The organism is Agrobacterium sp. M50-1 (genome assembly GCF_049843495.1).
Taxonomy (GTDB): domain Bacteria; phylum Pseudomonadota; class Alphaproteobacteria; order Rhizobiales; family Rhizobiaceae; genus Agrobacterium; species Agrobacterium radiobacter.
This window is the reverse complement of the sequence record NZ_JBBHZH010000004.1, coordinates 329,812-346,620: the sequence shown is the minus strand read 5'-3', so window position 1 is coordinate 346,620 and position 16,809 is coordinate 329,812. Positions and strand designations below refer to the sequence as shown.

The following is a 16,809-nucleotide window of genomic DNA, read 5'->3' as shown; positions in this document are numbered from 1 at the left end:
AATTCGGTTTAAGGAACCAAGGCAATGACCACTCGCTTCCGTCCGGTACATTCCGGCTTTGAAACGCTCCGCCTGGCGGGCCTCGGCCCTCGCTCCAGTCAGGGCTACCATCGTTTCGGCGCTGCCGCAAACGAACAGATGACCGCACGCGCTGCCATGCAGCAGGTCCGCGTGACGCGTCCCTCGGCAGTCTTCGCGGATTTCCGCGAGCGCTGAGAAGCTCTCAGGCCAGTCTAGCACTGGCTCATAGATATGATTGCGCGCTGGCGTCTTTCTTCGGGAAGGCGCCTTTTGCTTTTGTGGGCGTTTTGCAGCAGGACGTCGAGATGATGGCCACGCCGTCTGACGTCATCCTCGGGCTTGTCCCGAGGATCTAATCACCTCGTCAAAATCAAGAGGTTGGCAGATCCTCGGGACAAGCCCGAGGATGACGTCGAGGGAAAAATTTCCCTTCGTTATCGACGCCGACTTAACATACCGCGGGAGTAGCAACCTCCCTCACCCCTGCGGCGTCGAGGCCTTGCGCGCCGCCCGTCGCGCCAATCCCAGCTGATGCTCGCGGAAAATGATGAAGATACCGGCGAGAATCACGATCGCCGTGCCGATCAACATGGTGACGGTGGGAATATCGCCGAACAGAATGTAGGAAACAGCGATCCCGAAGACGATGGAGCTGTATTCGAAGGGCGCGATGACGGAAACCTCCGCATGGCGGTAACTCTCCGTCAGGAAGATTTGCGCGACGCCGCCGCAGATGCCGCTGGTGATCAAGAGCATGGCCTGCGTCACACTCAGCGAATTCCAGCCGAACGGAACGCTGATGAGCGATAACAAGGTGGCGGTGAGCGAAAAATAAAGAACGATGGTCGGCGTCTTTTCCGTCTCCACCAATTGCCGCACCTGGATCATCGCGAGCCCACCCAGCGCCGCGCCGCATAGCACGGCAATGGCCCCCAGCCCCTCACCCGCGGCAAAGCCGCCCTCGCTCAGAAGCGTCATCTTCGGCCACAGAATCACCAGCACGCCCGTCATGCCGACAAACACCGCGCTCCAGCGATAGATACGTACCTTTTCATGCAGGATGAAGGCGGCGAAAACGACGGCGAGAAGCGGCGAGGCATAGCCGATGGCGATGAATTCCGGCAGCGGCAGCATGGTCAGCCCATAAAAACCGCAGGCCATCGAGAGGATGCCCAGAAAACCGCGTTTAAAATGGCCGACGAGATTATTGGTGTGCAGCGCGCTTGCCAGCGCATGCAGCCAGGCGAGATAAACGACGATCGGGATGATGGCGAAAGCCGAGCGGAAGAAGGTGATCTGGCCGGCCGGCACGTCACCTGCGGCCTTGATGCAGGTCTGCATGACAAGAAAAAAGCCGACCGAAATCAGCTTCATGCTAATCCCGCGAAAGGGATTCATCGGTTCGGCGTTCATTGGCAGTTACTCATATCGGCTGCGCAAACACGCCATCGGGAGATTTTCATGCGGGAGAGGACGACGCAGGGGAAGTGGATGTCCCAAGGCTAGAGCATTCTTCCGGGGCTTTACAACAAAAAATGTTATTCACTCATGAATTCCGTTGATCTGGCTGGGGTTGGTTATCATGGGCTCAGGGAACGATCGCAGACGAAAAGCGACGCGTGCTAAAATTTGAAGAAAATAAAATATAATTTCAGCAATCGTTCAACATTTGCTGCCATGGTCCACGGGTCCGGCGGCGGGAGGATTGTCTGCATGGCCGGCAAAGCTTTCCATCGCGGGACAGAACGTCCTCCGACGCGCACATGAACGTGACGAATACTCTACCCATTTTACATCCGGGACTTATGGCGACATGATGCCGGGAAGACCACGCCAAGTTATTCAGGGACAGTCATGCGAACAGACACGGGCCAGATCGTTCACCTGGCAGATTACCGCCCCACCGATTTCGTTCTGGAGCGGGTGGATCTCACCTTCGAACTCGACCCCAAGAATACCAAGGTCGAAGCCCGTTTGATCTTTCACCGGCGCGAAGGCGCTGAGCGGCAGGCGCCGCTCGTTCTCGATGGCGACGAGCTGAAGCTCTCCGGCCTGCTGCTCGACCAGGTGGAGCTTCCCGCCGGCCAATATGAGGCGACGCCCGACAGCCTGACCATCCGCGATCTGCCGGCCGAAGCTCCCTTCGAGATCTGCGTCACCAATTACATCAATCCGCAGATCAATACGCAGCTGATGGGGCTTTACCGCACCAATGGCGTTTATTGCACCCAATGCGAGGCGGAAGGGTTCCGCCGTATCACCTATTTCCCCGACCGGCCGGATGTTCTGGCGCCCTATACGGTGACGATCATCGCGGCGAAGGAAGGCAATCCGCTGCTGCTCTCGAACGGCAATTTCCTCGGCGGCGGCAATTACGACGAGGGCCGTCACTTCGCGGCCTGGTTCGACCCGCATCCGAAACCCAGCTATCTCTTCGCGCTCGTCGCCGGCGATCTCGGCGTGGTGGAAGACACGTTCACCACCATGTCCGGCCGCGAAGTGGCGTTGAAGATTTATGTCGAGCACGGCAAGGAGCCGCGCGCAGCTTACGCCATGGATGCGCTGAAGCGTTCCATGAAATGGGACGAAGAGCGCTTCGGCCGCGAATACGACCTCGATATCTTCATGATCGTCGCGGTCTCGGATTTCAACATGGGGGCGATGGAGAACAAGGGTCTCAACGTCTTCAACGACAAATTCGTGCTGGCTGACCCCGAAACCGCTTCCGATGCTGACTACGCCAATATCGAGCGCATCATCGCCCATGAATATTTCCATAACTGGACGGGTAACCGCATTACCTGCCGCGACTGGTTCCAGCTGTGCCTGAAGGAAGGCCTGACGGTCTATCGCGATCAGGAATTTTCCGCAGACATGCGCTCCCGCCCGGTCAAGCGCATTGCCGATGTGCGCCACCTGAAATCGGAGCAGTTTCCCGAGGATTCCGGCCCGCTGGCGCACCCGCCGCGCCCGGATACCTATCGCGAAATCAACAATTTCTACACGACGACCGTTTATGAAAAGGGCGCTGAAGTCACCCGCATGATCGCCACGATCCTCGGCGCTGATGATTTCAAGAAGGGCATGGACCTCTATTTCGAGCGCCATGACGGCGAAGCCGCCACCGTCGAGGATTTCGTCAAGAGCTTCACTGACGCCAGCGGTCGCGATCTCTCGCAGTTTTCGCGCTGGTACACGGAAGCGGGCACGCCGCTCGTCTCCGTCTCATCGGCTTATGATGCCGGCAATGCCACCTTCAGGCTGACGCTGGAACAGACCGTGGCGCCCACGCCCGGCCAATCGGTGAAGCAGCCGCGCCATATTCCGCTGTCGCTGGCCCTTATTCTCGACAATGGCCAGATCGCCGAACCGCAGGCCGTCGAAGGCGGCGAGTATCGCGATGGCGTGCTGCATCTGACCGAACGCAACCAGACCTTCTCCTTCACCGGCATCTCGTCGCGGCCGGTGCTGTCGATCAACCGCAGCTTCTCGGCGCCGATCAATCTGGATTTCGAGCAGAATGCGGCCGATCTGGTGCAGATCGCCCGGCATGAGACTGACATGTTCGCCCGTTTCCAGGCGCTGACCGATCTCGCCCTGCCGGCGCTGATTGCCGCCACCAAAGCGGTGCAGAAGGGCGAGGAGATACGAACGGATGCGGCTCTTTCCGCCACGCTCATCGAAATCATCGGCAACGACGCGCTTGAGCCGGCCTTCCGGGCGCAGGCGCTCGCTCTGCCGAGCGAGACGGATATCGCCCGCGAACTCGGCGGCAACACCGATCCCGACGCCATCCACAAGGCGCGCAACGCCACCATCAAGGCGATTGCCACGGCCGGTCTAGAAACGCTGCGGCGGCTTGCGGATGGCGCCGCCAGTGGCGAGGCCTACAGCCCCGACGCCGACAGCGCCGGACGCCGTTCGCTGCGCAATGGCGCCCTGAGCTTCCTCGCCTTTGCCGAGGGAACACCGGAGCGGGCGGCGAAGGCCTTTGCCGACGCCACCAACATGACCGATCTCGCCCATGCGCTCAGCGTCCTGACCCAGCGTTTCCCGGAAAGCATGGAAACAAAGGAAGCGCTTGCCGCCTTCGAAAAGCGCTTTGCCGACAATGCGCTCGTTCTCGACAAGTGGTTCTCGCTGCAGGCCGCCATTCCCGGCGAAGGCGCGCTGGATCGAATCAAGGCGCTGATGAAATCGAAACATTTCATCGCCACCAATCCGAACCGGGTGCGTTCGCTGGTCGGCACACTTGCCTTTTCCAACCCCACCGGCTTCCACCGTGCCGATGGCGCGGCGTATCGTTTCCTTGCCGAGCAGATCATCGCCATCGACAAGCGCAATCCACAGCTGGCCGCCCGTATTCTGACCTCCATGCGCTCCTGGCGGTCGCTGGAGGCAAGCCGCGCCGACCATGCGAAAGCCGCGCTTTCGACAATCGCCGAGGCGAAGGACCTGTCGACGGATGTGAGCGACATTGTCGGGCGTATCCTCAAGGGCTGATCGTCCGCCGAAGCTCCACCATTCTGATCCATGCCGCGACGCCGTCTTGATTTCCATCAAGGCGGCGTCGCGCATTGCGCGGCATCCTTGTGTACGAAGGGCCGACATTGGCTCGGGATCAGATAGGAACTTCAGATGACGGACATGTCCAGAACCAGCGCTTCGTTTCAACGCTTCATGACCGACGCCCCGGCCCACAAGGCCGCATGGCTGCAGGCCGTGCAGGGTCTGGGGGCAGCCTCCTCACTCGATGTGAAGACGCAGGGCCTGATCTATATCGGCATTCTGGCCGCCCTGCGTCTGGAAAGCGGCATCGCTTTTCATGTAACGGAAGCCAAGGCGCACGGTGCCAGCCGGGAGGATATCATCAGCGCGGTGCTGACCGGTCTTCCTGCCGCCGGCAATGGCGTGATCAGCGCGCTTGGCCCTGCCCTAGATGCCTTCGACGGAGCCTGAACCCGTTCAACGAGGCATCCCGAAACCGCCGGAATTCTAGTGCAGGCTCACTGTTTTTCTTCATGAATCCCGCTTTTCCCGAAGCGGGAACATATTGTCCCGAAAAAATACGGAGTCGGTTCAAGGGGTTAAAATTCTTTTAACTTTTGCCTCTGGACACGGCGAATCGCATTTGATTCATTAGGGATACTCGAGCGGCGGCGCTTCGAATCACTGGGGACATCTAAAAGGCGGGACAATGACGAACGTGCGGCGGGCGACTGCGGGCGATGAGCGGCCGTATGCCAAATTTTCTGATCTTGCGGCCTGGGGCGAAAGGCTTTCCAGCGACCTGATGGGTTTGATGAATGGCTCCGACCGCCCGGCGCCGCAGGTCGAGACCCTGCTGAAACGCCTCATCCCCATTCTCATCCTCGCCTTCCTTGTCGTTGTCGCCGCCTCGCGCATGCTTGGCATCGTTGCCGAATACAGCCGCATGGAAGAGGCCGCCCGCCACTCAACCGCGCTGACGGCGCTGACGGCGAAAGCGGCCCTTGTTAATAACGGTATCGTTTTCACTGCGCAGGACCGGACCCGCGCCGAGGCGAGCCTTGTCGCCGCATTGCCATCGGGCAGCCTTGCCGATGGCACCATGGTACTGCTGTCAGGCAGCAATGGCCGCATCTTCGCGGGCGCGGGCAAGGAGGCAATGCTTTATATCGGCACGTCGCTGCCTGCCCTGCTTCCCGAAATCGCCATCGTGCAGCGTTTCCCCGGCTCGCCCGGCACCATCGAGACCAACATCGATGGCCAGCAGCATTATGCGACGATGATCCCCTTCGGTGATGATGGCGCCATGGTGATCGCGGCGCGCTCGCTGCAGCCGATCCGCTCCTTCTGGCGCAGCGAAATCGCCATGAACGTCACGCTGTTCGCCGGCATCTCCTCCATCCTGCTCGTTGTGCTCTACGCCTATTACATGCAGGTGAAGCGCGCCCGCGACGCCGACGACATCTTCGCTGAATCCAACCTGCGGGTGGAAACGGCGCTGTCGCGCGGGCGCTGCGGCCTCTGGGATTTCGATCTTTCCAGCCGGCGCATGTTCTGGTCGGGCTCACTCTACGAAATTCTCGGGCTTCCGCCGAAGGCAGCACCGCTCTCCTTTTCCGACGCGGCCCGCATGATGCATTCCGAAGACGGCAATCTCTACGAGCTTGCACGCGCCGTCGGCTGTGGCAACCTTCGCCAGATCGACCAGATTTTCCGCATGCGCCATGCCAAGGGCCATTATGTCTGGCTGCGCGCCCGCGCCCAGGTCATCCGCACCAATAACGGCCCGCGTGTCATCGGCATCGCCATGGATGTCACCGAACAGCACCGCCTCGCCCAGCGTTATGCCGAGGCCGACCAGCGCCTTGCCGACGCCATCGAATCCACCTCGGAAGCTTTCGTGCTGTGGGACAAGAACGATCGCCTCGTGATGTGCAACACCCACTACCAGAAGGCCTATGGCCTGCCTGACAGCGTGCTGGTGGCCGGCACGGAAAAAAGCACGGTCCATGCCGCAGCCGCCCGCCCCGTCGTGGAGCGCCGCGTTGCCGATCCGGATCAATCCGGCCTGTCGCGCACCATGGAAGTGCAGCTTGCCGATGACCGCTGGCTGCAGATCAACGAACGCCGCACCCGCGACGGCGGCCTCGTCTCCGTCGGCACCGATATCACCCTTCTGAAGCGCCATCAGGAACGGCTGCGCGATTCCGAACGCCGACTGATGGCAACGATCGGCGATCTCTCCGCCTCACAGCACAAGCTGGAGCGGCAGAAGACGGAGCTTTCCGACGCCAATGCCAATTATCTCGCCGAAAAAGAGCGCGCGCAGGCCGCCAACCGGGCAAAATCGGAATTCCTCGCCAATATGAGCCATGAACTGCGCACGCCGCTCAACGCCATCCTCGGCTTTTCCGAAATCCTGCAGAACGAGATGTTCGGTCCGGTCGGCTCGCCTAAATATTCCGAATATGCCCGCGATATCCACGATAGCGGCAAACACCTGCTCAACGTTATCAACGACATTCTCGACATGTCAAAGATCGAAGCGGGCCATATGCGCATCAACCGCGAGACGATCGATCTTGCGCCGCTCATCGAAGAAACCCTGCGCCTTACGGCCATTCAGGCGGAACAGAAGAACATTACCGTGCAGCAGAAGGTCTGCGCCGGGCTGACCATGCAGGGCGACCGCCGCGCCATGAAGCAGATCATGCTCAACCTGCTCTCCAACGCCGTCAAATTCACCGGCAATGGCGGCCGTATCGCACTGCGCACCCATGTCCATGAAGCAGCGATGATCCTCACCATCGCCGATACCGGCATCGGCATCCCCGCGCAGGCGCTCAACAAGATCGGCCAGCCTTTTGAGCAGGTCCAGAGTCAATACGCCAAAAGCCAGGGCGGCTCCGGGCTTGGTCTTGCGATTTCCCGCTCGCTCGTGAAGCTGCATGGCGGGACGATGAAGATCCGCTCATGTGAGGGCCGCGGCACCGTGGTGACGATCATTATTCCGCACACGGCGGGGTGCTGTGGGACGGTGCATTGAAGCTTGGTGGGTTTCGCGTTCACCCCTTTGCGCTGGAGGGTGCGGCTTCCCCCCCTCTGCCCTGCCGGGCATCTCCCCCTCAAGGGGGGAGATCGATACGCGGCGCTCTTCAGCCCATCTTTAACGTTGCGAATGAGCGAGCGTTAGCTCCCAGCTGATCTCCCCCCTTGAGGGGGAGATGCCCGGCAGGGCAGAGGGGGGTGAAGCCGCACCCACCAACCCTAACCCCCATTCTTCACCACCGCCACAAACGCTTTCCGCACCGCTTTCGCCAGCCGCTTCACCTCACCTTCGAGCGTTGAGATATCCGGGCAATCCCCCGCCCGGCAGACGAGGTCGATCAGACCCGCCGGCGCTTCCTTCGGATTGAACGTCCCATCGATACACAGCCGCACGATCTGCGAGATTTCCGTATAAAGCCTCATCGCCGCCATGCAGTCATCGAAAGCCTGCGGCTCCATGACAGGCGCGGCGAGCACCTGCAGCGCCTCGGCCGTGTTGCGGCCCGGTTCGTGAGCGGCAAGCCCCTTCACAGGCCCCATCAGCGCCAGATATTGGGCGATGAATTCAAGGTCGATCAGGCCGCCATTGATGAGCTTGAAGTCCCAGTTGTTTTCCGGCGGTTTTTCCTGCTCGATGAGAGTTCTCATCTCCAGCACGTCCGTGGAGACCTTTGCCACATCGCGCTTGCGGGACAGTATCGAGGCAATGATGCGGCGCGCATCTTCCATCAGCGAGGCATCGCCGCAGACGAGGCGGGCGCGCGAAAGCGCCATATGTTCCCAGGTCCAGGCTTCCTCGCGCTGGTATTTCTCGAAAGCGGAGATACGGGTCGCCACCGGCCCCTTATTGCCGGAGGGGCGAAGCCGCATGTCGACCTCGTAAAGCACGCCTTCGGCCGTGGGCGCAGACAGCGCGGCAATCAGCCTTTGCGTGACGCGGGTGAAATAACGCACCACATCGAGCGGTTTTGCGCCGGTGGATTCATGGGCGGCATCGTCATAGTCGTAAAGCAGGATGAGATCGACATCCGAACCCGCCGTCAGCTCGAAGGAGCCAAGCTTTCCCATGCCCATGACGGCGACACGGCCGCCGGGATAAAGCCCATGCGCTGATTCCATTTCCGCCAGAACGGCATTGAGCGCCGCCTCGATCACCAGATCGGCAAGATGGGTGAAGGCGCGGGCGGCGACTTCGCCGCGGATCGCGCCGGTCAGGAGCCGAACGCCGATCAGGAACCGCTGTTCGGCGGCAAAGATGCGCAGCCGGTCAAGAATATCCTCGTAGTGGCGGGCGTTGGAGAGGAAATTGCCCATGCGGTGCGCAAGATAATCGCGTGTCGGGATGTCGCTCATCAAAGCCGGGTCCAGCATGCCGTCAAAGACATGCGGGCGGGCGGCGATGATTTCCGCAAGGCGCGGGGCTGACGACATGATGGTCACCAGCAGGTCGAGCAGAGCTGGATTGTTGCCGAGCAGCGAAAACAGCTGGATTCCGGCCGGCAGGCCGGAGAGGAAATTATCGAAACGCAGCAGCGCCTCATCCGCCCGCTTGCTTTCACCGAAGGCGCGCAGCAGGTCCGGCGTCAGCTCCGTCAGCCGCTCGCGCGCCTCGACCGATTGCGTGGCCCGGTAGCGGCCATTGTGCCAGGTGCGGATAACGCGCGAAATATCCTCCGGCCGCTCGAAGCCGAGGGCGGAGAGCGTCTTCAGCGTATCGGGATCGTCCTTCTGGCCGGTAAAGACCAGATTGCCAGCCTCGCCGGAGAGTTTCGTTTCCTGCTCAAACAGCGCTGAATAACGCCGCTCCACCAGCCGCAGCACTTCTTCCAGCTTTTCCGAAAAGGCCTTGGTGTCCTCGAAACCCAGCATGAACGCAATGCGCTTCAATTCTGCTTCGGTGTCGGGCAGCACATGGGTCTGCTCGTCGCGCACCATCTGGATACGGTGCTCCACCTCACGCAGGAACCAGTAGGCGTCGGTCAGGCTGTCGCGCGTTTCGGAGTCGATCCATTTCGCCTCGGTCAGTGCCGCCAGCGCCTCCTGCGTTGCCCGCACCCGGAGCGCCGGCATGCGGCCGCCGGCGATCAGCTGCTGCGTCTGCGCGAAGAACTCGATCTCGCGGATGCCGCCGCGTCCGAGCTTGACGTTGTGGCCCTTTACCGCAATCGCACCATGGCCCTTATGCGCGTGGATCTGCCGCTTGATGGAATGAATATCGGCAATCGCCGCGTAATCGAGATATTTGCGGAAGATGAAAGGCGTCAGCTCCCGCAGGAAGTTCTCGCCCGCCTTGATGTCACCAGCCACCGGCCGCGCCTTGATATAGGCGGCGCGTTCCCAGTTCTGGCCCCTGCCCTCGTAATAAAGCAGCGCCGCTTCCACGGGGATAGCAAGCGGCGTGGAGCCGGGGTCGGGGCGCAGCCGCAGATCGGTGCGGAAGACATAACCGTCGGCCGTGCGCTCCTGCATGATGCGCACCAGACGGCGCATCATCCGGCCGAAATTCTCCGTCGCATCATAGGGATCGTCCATGATGCCGGCGGAGGGTTCGAAGAACACCACGGCGTCGATGTCGGAGGAATAGTTGAGTTCGCGCGCACCGAGCTTGCCCATGCCGAGCACGATGAGGCCCGATCCTTCGCTGGGGGCTGCGGCATTCTTCAGTTTCAGCTTGCCGCTCTCATGAGCCGACAGCAGCAGGTGATCGATGGCGGCGGAGAGCGATGCATCCGCCATGTCGCTCAACCAGCGGGTCGTATCGCGCGCGGTGAAGATGCGGGCGAGATCGGCGAGTGCGGCAATGAAAGAGAGCCGCCGCTTGGCTACTCTCAGCCGCGACATGACCTCATTTTCGCTTGGTATGCCGCCCTCTTCCCCGGGCTTCCAGCAATCGCGCGCCTCACGGACGAGACCGGTCAGCAGCGGCTCAAGCGGTTTCGAAATCGCCAGCGATAAAAGCCCCTCATCCGCCGACGCCATGTCGCGAAGATAGGGCGACAGCGTGAAAGCCGCGGCGATAAAGTCTTTGAGTGCGCTTTCCCCGGCAAGCAGCGCGGCCACCGCCGGCTCGCCCTTGCCGATATCCTTCAGCGTCGAAAGAACGGATTTCAGTTCCGTTTGCGTATAGGGGCGGATCATCCCCGGCAGAACCTCGCTCAGCCGCCTTTCAGCGGTTTCCCGTTTCGTCACTGTCTCTCTCCCTCTTCCGCCTATTCTCTCGCCGCTCCTCGACCGTGCCCGGCTTTCAGGACCGGATGCACCGCATCCTAAACGTCCCTGCCGCCGCACCTTTTGCGAAGCCTCCCGGCGCATGCATCTGGCGTTGTAACAAATGCGGGCCGCTTTGCGATCAGAAAACCGCCGGTGGCGATGTTTTCCAAAGCGCCGCACCGCGTAATGTCTCCGCAATTGTGCCCGCGTAGCGTCATCCTCAACGAAACCCGACTCCCCGGTTTTCCGACGCTCGATGCTGCAACGGATATGATCATGAAACAGATTTTTACAGTGAAATGGCAAAAGAACCTGCGCGCGATGGCCCTTTGCCTGACGACGCTGCCCGCCGCGCAGGCGATCTGCACACCGGTCTTCGCCGCCGATATCGGCAAATCGGACAGGTTGGCCGATCCGCAGGGCAATTTCGACAATGCCCGCTACAGCAGTTCCAGCGAGTGGAAGATCACGCTCGGCGCAGGTGCGGCCTATGCCCCGAAATATGAAGGTTCGGACAAGCTGGAAGTGGGCGCCGTTCCGCTGGTTTCCGTCCAGTATGGGGAAACGCTGAGTATCGATTTCAGCGGCGTTACCGTCAATCTTCTGAACCAGAACGGCTTCCGGCTGGGCGTCAAGGGTGGCTGGGAAGCGGGCCGCAAGGAAAAGGATGACAAGAAGAACCTGCGCGGGCTGGGCGACATCAAGGCCGGCGGCGTGGTCGGCGGCGTCATCGCCTATGGCGTCGACCCCTTTGAAATCTACGCCAAGGTGGACAAGGCCATCGGCGGCAGCGAAGGCCTGACCGCCACTGTCGGTGCAAGCGTCTCGCAGAAAGTCGACCAGTTCATCTTCGGTGCGGATCTCTCCGCCACCTGGGCGGACGACAACCACATGAAATCCTATTTCGGTGTCACCTCGGCCCAATCCGCCCGCTCCGGCCTGCGCCGTTATGACGCCAAAGCGGGCTTCAAGCGCATCGACGCCAGCGCCTCGGTTTCCTATCTCATGACGGAGAACTGGATGATCACAGGCACCGGCGGCGTCGGCTTCCTGCTGGGCGACGCCAAGGACAGCCCGGTGGTGAAAAAGGATATCCAGCCCTTCGCCATGATCGGCGTGGCCTACACGTTCTAAGCCGCGCGGGAGAAATACACGTCCATCCCCCGCCCGTCCCCATGAGGAAAGGCGTCCCTGCCCTCACGCCTCCTCATCCAGTGAAGCGCCGCAAGGCGTTTCACTGGGCCGCCATATTCAAAGAATCCTGTCCCTGTATTCCGGCGGCGCCACCCAGCACTCATCACGCCTTCCGAACCAGCGGTAGCGATTGCGGGCGACAAAGCGATAAACGGGATCGCGCAGAAATGCGGGAATGATGCGCAATACGGTAACAAGCCGCCAGGGCATGCCCAGCGCCTCATATATGCTCAGCACAGCATCGCTGTCCTGCCGCACCCTACCGCCATCCACGACCAGCATGCTGACGGGATCTTTCGGGTCCATATCGTAACGACGGTAAATTTCAGCGCCGATCTCGCTCTGCATGGAAGCGAGGCGGAAATATCCGGCCCTGTCATGCCGCAGTACGAATTGCGCATTCACGGAACACAAGACACATTCCGCATCGAACAGAATGATCGGGCCATGCCCGTCGTCGATCAGGGGAACCGTATCTGCCACCCGTCACACATCCTTTCGTCCATCGCGCGCGATTTCCGAACAGAGCCATCGCAGTCGATCAACCGAACCATTCTCCAGATCATCTTTCAATATATTCTTGAAGAACAGTCATTTCCCGGCAAGCCTTGCTCATCCGCAGAACTCACCGGAAGACCAACTGGCATCATCAGCCAGCGATGCTTACGCCCTGGGAATGGGAAACACCATCGAAACCGTCAGCCCCGGGCAGGCCGCATTCGAGGCATCCGTGTCGGATAGCACCAGCGATCCGCCATGCAGTTCCATGACGGCCTCCACCAGCGACAGGCCGAGCCCGGTTCCCGGCTTGGAGCGGCTTTCATCCAGCCTGACGAAACGTTTCAGCACCTCGCCGCGCTTGTCGGCGGGAATGCCTGGACCGTTATCGGCGACGGAAAGCACGATCGCCTCCGGCTCCCTTGCCAGGCGGACGACCAGTTTGTTGTCGCCTTCGCCCTCGCAGGCATATTTCATGGCGTTGTCGATGAGGTTGGAAAGCGCCTGGCCGATCAGTTCGCGGTTGCCTTTCACCGAAAGGTTAGCCTCTATTTCGGCTTCCAGAGCAAGCCCGGCATCCTCGGCGACAGGTTCGTAAAGTTCGGCGCTGTCGGCGGCAATCGCCGAGACGTCGACATCGGTCATTTCCGCGGCGATCGAACCGGCCTCGACGCGGGAAATCATCAAGAGCGCGTTGAAGGTGCGGATAAGCTGGTCTGACTCGGCGATGATGCCTTCAAGGGCCGCGCGCCGTTTCGTCTCGTCATTGTCGTCAAGGGCTGCGGCCGCCTTGTTGCGCAGTCGCGTCAGCGGCGTCTTCAGATCGTGGGCGATATTGTCGGAGACCTGGCGCAGGCCTTCATTCAGCTTTTCGATGCGGCCGAGCATGGCGTTCAGCGAGCCGGACAGGCGGTCGAATTCATCACCGGACCGGCCCTGCGGCAGGCGCTGGGAAAGATCGCCGGCCATGATCTTCTTGGTCGCCGCCGACATGCGGTCGATGCGTTTCAGCGCATTGCGGCCGATGCCGAACCAGATGAGCAGCGCGCCGCCGCCCATGATGGCAAGCGCCACCATCAGCGCATTGCGCACCAGCGCCCGGAACTTGGTCGGCTCGCCAAGGTCGCGGCCGATCAGGATGCGCAGGCCGTTGTCCAGCATGAAGATATTGGCGGTGGCGAGATGCTGCACGCTGTCGCCGCTTTCGGAATAACGCTCGTAACGGAACGGAAAGCCCGTCCAGCCCTCCTTGTCGAAAACACCGGGCTGAACGGAGGCAACGTTGCCGGCAAGGATTTCGCCATTCGGCCCGGCGATGACATAAAGGCTCGCACCCGGCTGGCGGGCGCGGCGCTCCATCATCCTGAGAAGCGGGTTGATGCCGCCGCGATTATAGATCCGCTGCACATCCGAGACTTCCTGCAGCACCGCATCACGCGTCTGCTGGTTCAGCAGCCGTTCGGAAAGGGCGGTGACATAAAAGACCAGGAAGGCGGCGCAGAGCGCAAACAGCAGGATATAGAGCGCCGAAAGGCGCACCGCTGTCGACCGGAACACTATTCTGAGGCGGGCCATTTTCGCCAATCAGCCCTCGTCCTTCATCATGTAGCCGGCGCCGCGGATGGTCTTCAGAAGCGGCTTCTCGAAGTCCTTCTCGATCTTTGAGCGCAGGCGGGAAACATGCACGTCGATGACATTGGTCTGCGGATCGAAGTGATAGTCCCAGACATTTTCCAGAAGCATGGTGCGGGTTACGACCTGGCCGGCATTCTTCATCAGATATTCCAGCAGGCGGAATTCGCGCGGCTGCAGCAGGATTTCCTTACCGTTGCGGCGCACATCATGCGACAGCCGGTCGAGTTCGAGATCGCCGACCCGGTAGATCATGTCCTGCTCGGGCTTGCCCTTACGGCGACCCAGCACCTCGATACGGGCGAGCAGTTCGGAAAAGGCGTAAGGTTTCGGCAGATAATCATCGCCGCCGGCGCGCAGGCCCGTTACACGGTCATCCACCTGCCCCAGCGCGGAAAGAATGAGAACCGGCGTCTCGATACCGCGTCGGCGCAGCTCGCTGATGACGGAAAGCCCGTCGCGGCGCGGCAGCATGCGGTCGATCACCATGACGTCATAGGCATTCTCGCAGCCCATGAACAGGCCGCTCTCACCGTCGCTCGCGTGATCGGCGACGATCCCGACTTCGCGGAACGCCTTGGTCATATAGGCCGCAGCCTCGAGGTCGTCTTCAATGACTAGAATCTTCATGTGCGGGACAATAGCCCCCTCGCCCTTTTCCGCACAACCGGAAACAGATGCGGGAGAGACTTCCTGAACCTTGTTTTCCATGGAATTTCCTCCGAAGATCGGGCCTTAAACACCATCGCGCTTCCAGACGGAACAATCGCCTATGGATCAGGCGGGTGCCGCTTGTTTCTTCTCCCCGCCGGGGAGAAGTCCGCGGCAGCGGGATGAGGGGGCGACGTTAGCGATAGATCGAGAGGTTGCACCCTCATCTGACCCTTCGGGCCATCTTCTCCCCGGCGGGGAGAAGAAACGGGCCGCAACGCCCTGCCATACTCAACCGCCCCATCTCAAGAGCGGGATACGACGCCGGCTCCCAAAAGAACCGGCATCGTCATTCGAATTATCAACCCTGGTCGATATCCAGAGCGATGAAGCGGCTGCCATCGTCCGTCTGGATCTGGAACAGCGCCTTGGAGCGTCCATCCTTCTTGGCCTGTTCGAGGATCTTCTCGATATCGGCGGCGGAAGCGACCTGCTGGTTGTTGACCGAGGTGATCTTCTCACCCGTCTTCAGGCCACGGGCAGCGGCATCGCTGTCGGGGTCGACATCGGTGATGGCAAGGCCATTGCCGTCATCGGCGGGAGAAACCGTCAGGCCGAGGCTGGACAGCACCTTCTCGCTGGAAGACTGGCTGCCCTTGTCGTCGTTCTGGGTCGGCGTCGCCTTGGAGGCGTCGTCGCTTGTAAGATCACCCAGCGTCACCGTTACCGACTGCGACTTGCCACCGCGCCACAGCGAGATTTCAACCTTGGCGTTGGGCGCCATGCCACCGATGCGGCGCGACAGGTCGCGGGCATCCTTGACAGGCTCGCCATTGACGGCGGTGATGATGTCACCCTGCTTGATGCCGGCCTTGTCGCCCGGCGAACCGGACTGCGGCGAAACAACGAGCGCGCCGCTGGCTTCGGAAAGGCCGAGCGATTCGGCGATATCCTTGCTGACGGGCTGGATCTGCACGCCCAGCCAGCCGCGTTCGACCTTGCCGTCCTTCTGCAGGTCGGCGATCACATCCTTGGCGACGGAGGCCGGAATAGCGAAGGCGATGCCGACATTACCACCCGACGGCGAGAAGATGGCGGTGTTGATGCCGACCACTTCGCCATTGAGGTTGAAGGCCGGGCCACCCGAGTTGCCACGGTTCACGGCGGCGTCGATCTGCAGGTAATCATCATAGGGGCCGGAGCCGATATCGCGGCCGCGGGCCGAAATAATGCCTGATGTCACCGTGCCGCCGAGGCCGAAGGGGTTACCGACGGCGACGACCCAGTCACCGACGCGGATCTTGCTGTCATCGGCAAACTTCACATAGGTGAACTTGCGGTTCACATCGACCTTCAGGAGCGCAAGATCGGTACGCGGATCGCGGCCGACGAGCTTGGCGTCGAGTTCGGTACCGTCATTCATGACGATCGTATAGGCGGAGCCGTCATCGACGACATGGTTGTTGGTGACGATGTAACCGTCTTCGGAGATGAAGAAACCGGAGCCCTGAGCGACGGGACGCAGCGGACCCTTGCCGTCACGGTGGCGATTTGGACCACGCTCGGAGCGATCCTGGTTCGGACCGCCGAATTCCTTGAAGAAACGTTTCAGCGGATGGTCATCAGGCAGCTGGTCGAGGCCACGGCCGCCAAAATTGAAAGAGAAGTTGCTGCTATCATCGGAAGCGGGCTGCACGTTCGACTGTACGCGAACGGAGACGACGGCGGGCGATACCGCATCGACCACATTGGCGAAGCTTGGAACCTGCGGCGCATTCACCTCGACGGGGGCTGCAAACGAATGGAGGATCGGGGCGGCGATGCCGGTGGAAAGCATCAGCGCCGCAAGGCCGCCAACGGTCGTGGCCTTCAGAGCCGTCTTCAGCGAGGCCGTCTTCAGCGAGGAATGGCCGTTTTGCGAATGAGACATGGTGTACCTTCTTTCTTCATTCAGACTGGGCCCCGTTTGACCGGGGGAGAAGCGGTGGATGATGAAGATATAGGAGGCGACACCTTACGGCGAAGTGTCTGACGAATGAAAAATCCGTAATGTTGAAAAAGAACCGG

11 protein-coding genes and 1 pseudogene are annotated in these 16,809 nt (G+C 60.9%); 6 read left to right on the top strand and 6 right to left on the bottom strand.

Features of this window, described 5'->3' with window-relative positions; all coding sequences use genetic code 11:
* The first annotated feature begins 24 nt into the window (after positions 1-24).
* Complete coding sequence (locus WDZ78_RS12155; RefSeq protein ID WP_003509784.1) at positions 25-216, top strand: hypothetical protein; 192 nt, start codon at positions 25-27, stop codon at positions 214-216.
* A gap of 282 nt (positions 217-498) precedes the next feature.
* Here WDZ78_RS12155 and WDZ78_RS12150 read toward each other — a convergent pair whose 3' ends face one another.
* Positions 499-1,434: a DMT family transporter gene (locus WDZ78_RS12150; RefSeq protein WP_020009729.1), complete on the bottom strand. Its 936-nt coding sequence runs from the start codon at positions 1,432-1,434 to the stop codon at positions 499-501.
* A gap of 441 nt (positions 1,435-1,875) precedes the next feature.
* On the opposite strand from WDZ78_RS12150, the gene pepN reads away from it, so the two are divergent.
* The 4 genes and pseudogenes from pepN to WDZ78_RS12130 all read left to right on the top strand — a co-directional run.
* Positions 1,876-4,524 (top strand): aminopeptidase N, encoded by a 2,649-nt coding sequence (gene pepN / locus WDZ78_RS12145; protein ID WP_425673145.1) that lies wholly within the window; start codon positions 1,876-1,878, stop codon positions 4,522-4,524.
* 135 nt (positions 4,525-4,659) lie between these two features.
* Positions 4,660-4,980, top strand: coding sequence for a carboxymuconolactone decarboxylase family protein (locus WDZ78_RS12140; RefSeq protein ID WP_020009727.1), 321 nt, complete (start codon positions 4,660-4,662; stop codon positions 4,978-4,980).
* 238 nt (positions 4,981-5,218) lie between these two features.
* Positions 5,219-7,555, top strand: a complete 2,337-nt coding sequence (locus WDZ78_RS12135; protein WP_020009726.1) for a PAS domain-containing sensor histidine kinase — start codon at positions 5,219-5,221, stop codon at positions 7,553-7,555.
* Positions 7,556-7,604: 49 nt separating this feature from the next.
* Positions 7,605-7,757: pseudogene (locus WDZ78_RS12130) on the top strand (bifunctional diaminohydroxyphosphoribosylaminopyrimidine deaminase/5-amino-6-(5-phosphoribosylamino)uracil reductase RibD); the annotation flags it as partial.
* Positions 7,758-7,776: 19 nt separating this feature from the next.
* Here the strand turns inward: WDZ78_RS12130 and WDZ78_RS12125 are convergent.
* Entirely contained in the window at positions 7,777-10,746 is a 2,970-nt protein-coding gene (locus tag WDZ78_RS12125; protein ID WP_425673144.1) for a bifunctional [glutamine synthetase] adenylyltransferase/[glutamine synthetase]-adenylyl-L-tyrosine phosphorylase, read from the bottom strand.
* A gap of 291 nt (positions 10,747-11,037) precedes the next feature.
* Between WDZ78_RS12125 and WDZ78_RS12120 the strand changes: the two genes are divergently transcribed.
* Complete coding sequence (locus WDZ78_RS12120) at positions 11,038-11,901, top strand: MipA/OmpV family protein (RefSeq protein ID WP_425673143.1); 864 nt, start codon at positions 11,038-11,040, stop codon at positions 11,899-11,901.
* A 117-nt stretch (positions 11,902-12,018) separates the two neighbouring features.
* On the opposite strand, the gene WDZ78_RS12115 is transcribed toward WDZ78_RS12120, so the two are convergent.
* The 4 genes from WDZ78_RS12115 to WDZ78_RS12100 form a co-directional block, all read right to left on the bottom strand.
* A complete protein-coding gene (locus WDZ78_RS12115; RefSeq protein ID WP_425673142.1) occupies positions 12,019-12,444 on the bottom strand; it encodes a thiol-disulfide oxidoreductase DCC family protein in 426 nt (141 codons plus the stop codon).
* Between the two features lie 180 nt (positions 12,445-12,624).
* Positions 12,625-14,034 (bottom strand): sensor histidine kinase, encoded by a 1,410-nt coding sequence (locus tag WDZ78_RS12110; protein WP_425673288.1) that lies wholly within the window; start codon positions 14,032-14,034, stop codon positions 12,625-12,627.
* A gap of 9 nt (positions 14,035-14,043) precedes the next feature.
* Complete coding sequence (locus tag WDZ78_RS12105; protein WP_020009721.1) at positions 14,044-14,802, bottom strand: response regulator transcription factor; 759 nt, start codon at positions 14,800-14,802, stop codon at positions 14,044-14,046.
* 301 nt (positions 14,803-15,103) lie between these two features.
* Positions 15,104-16,672, bottom strand: coding sequence for a Do family serine endopeptidase (locus tag WDZ78_RS12100; protein WP_020009720.1), 1,569 nt, complete (start codon positions 16,670-16,672; stop codon positions 15,104-15,106).
* Positions 16,673-16,809 lie beyond the last annotated feature (137 nt).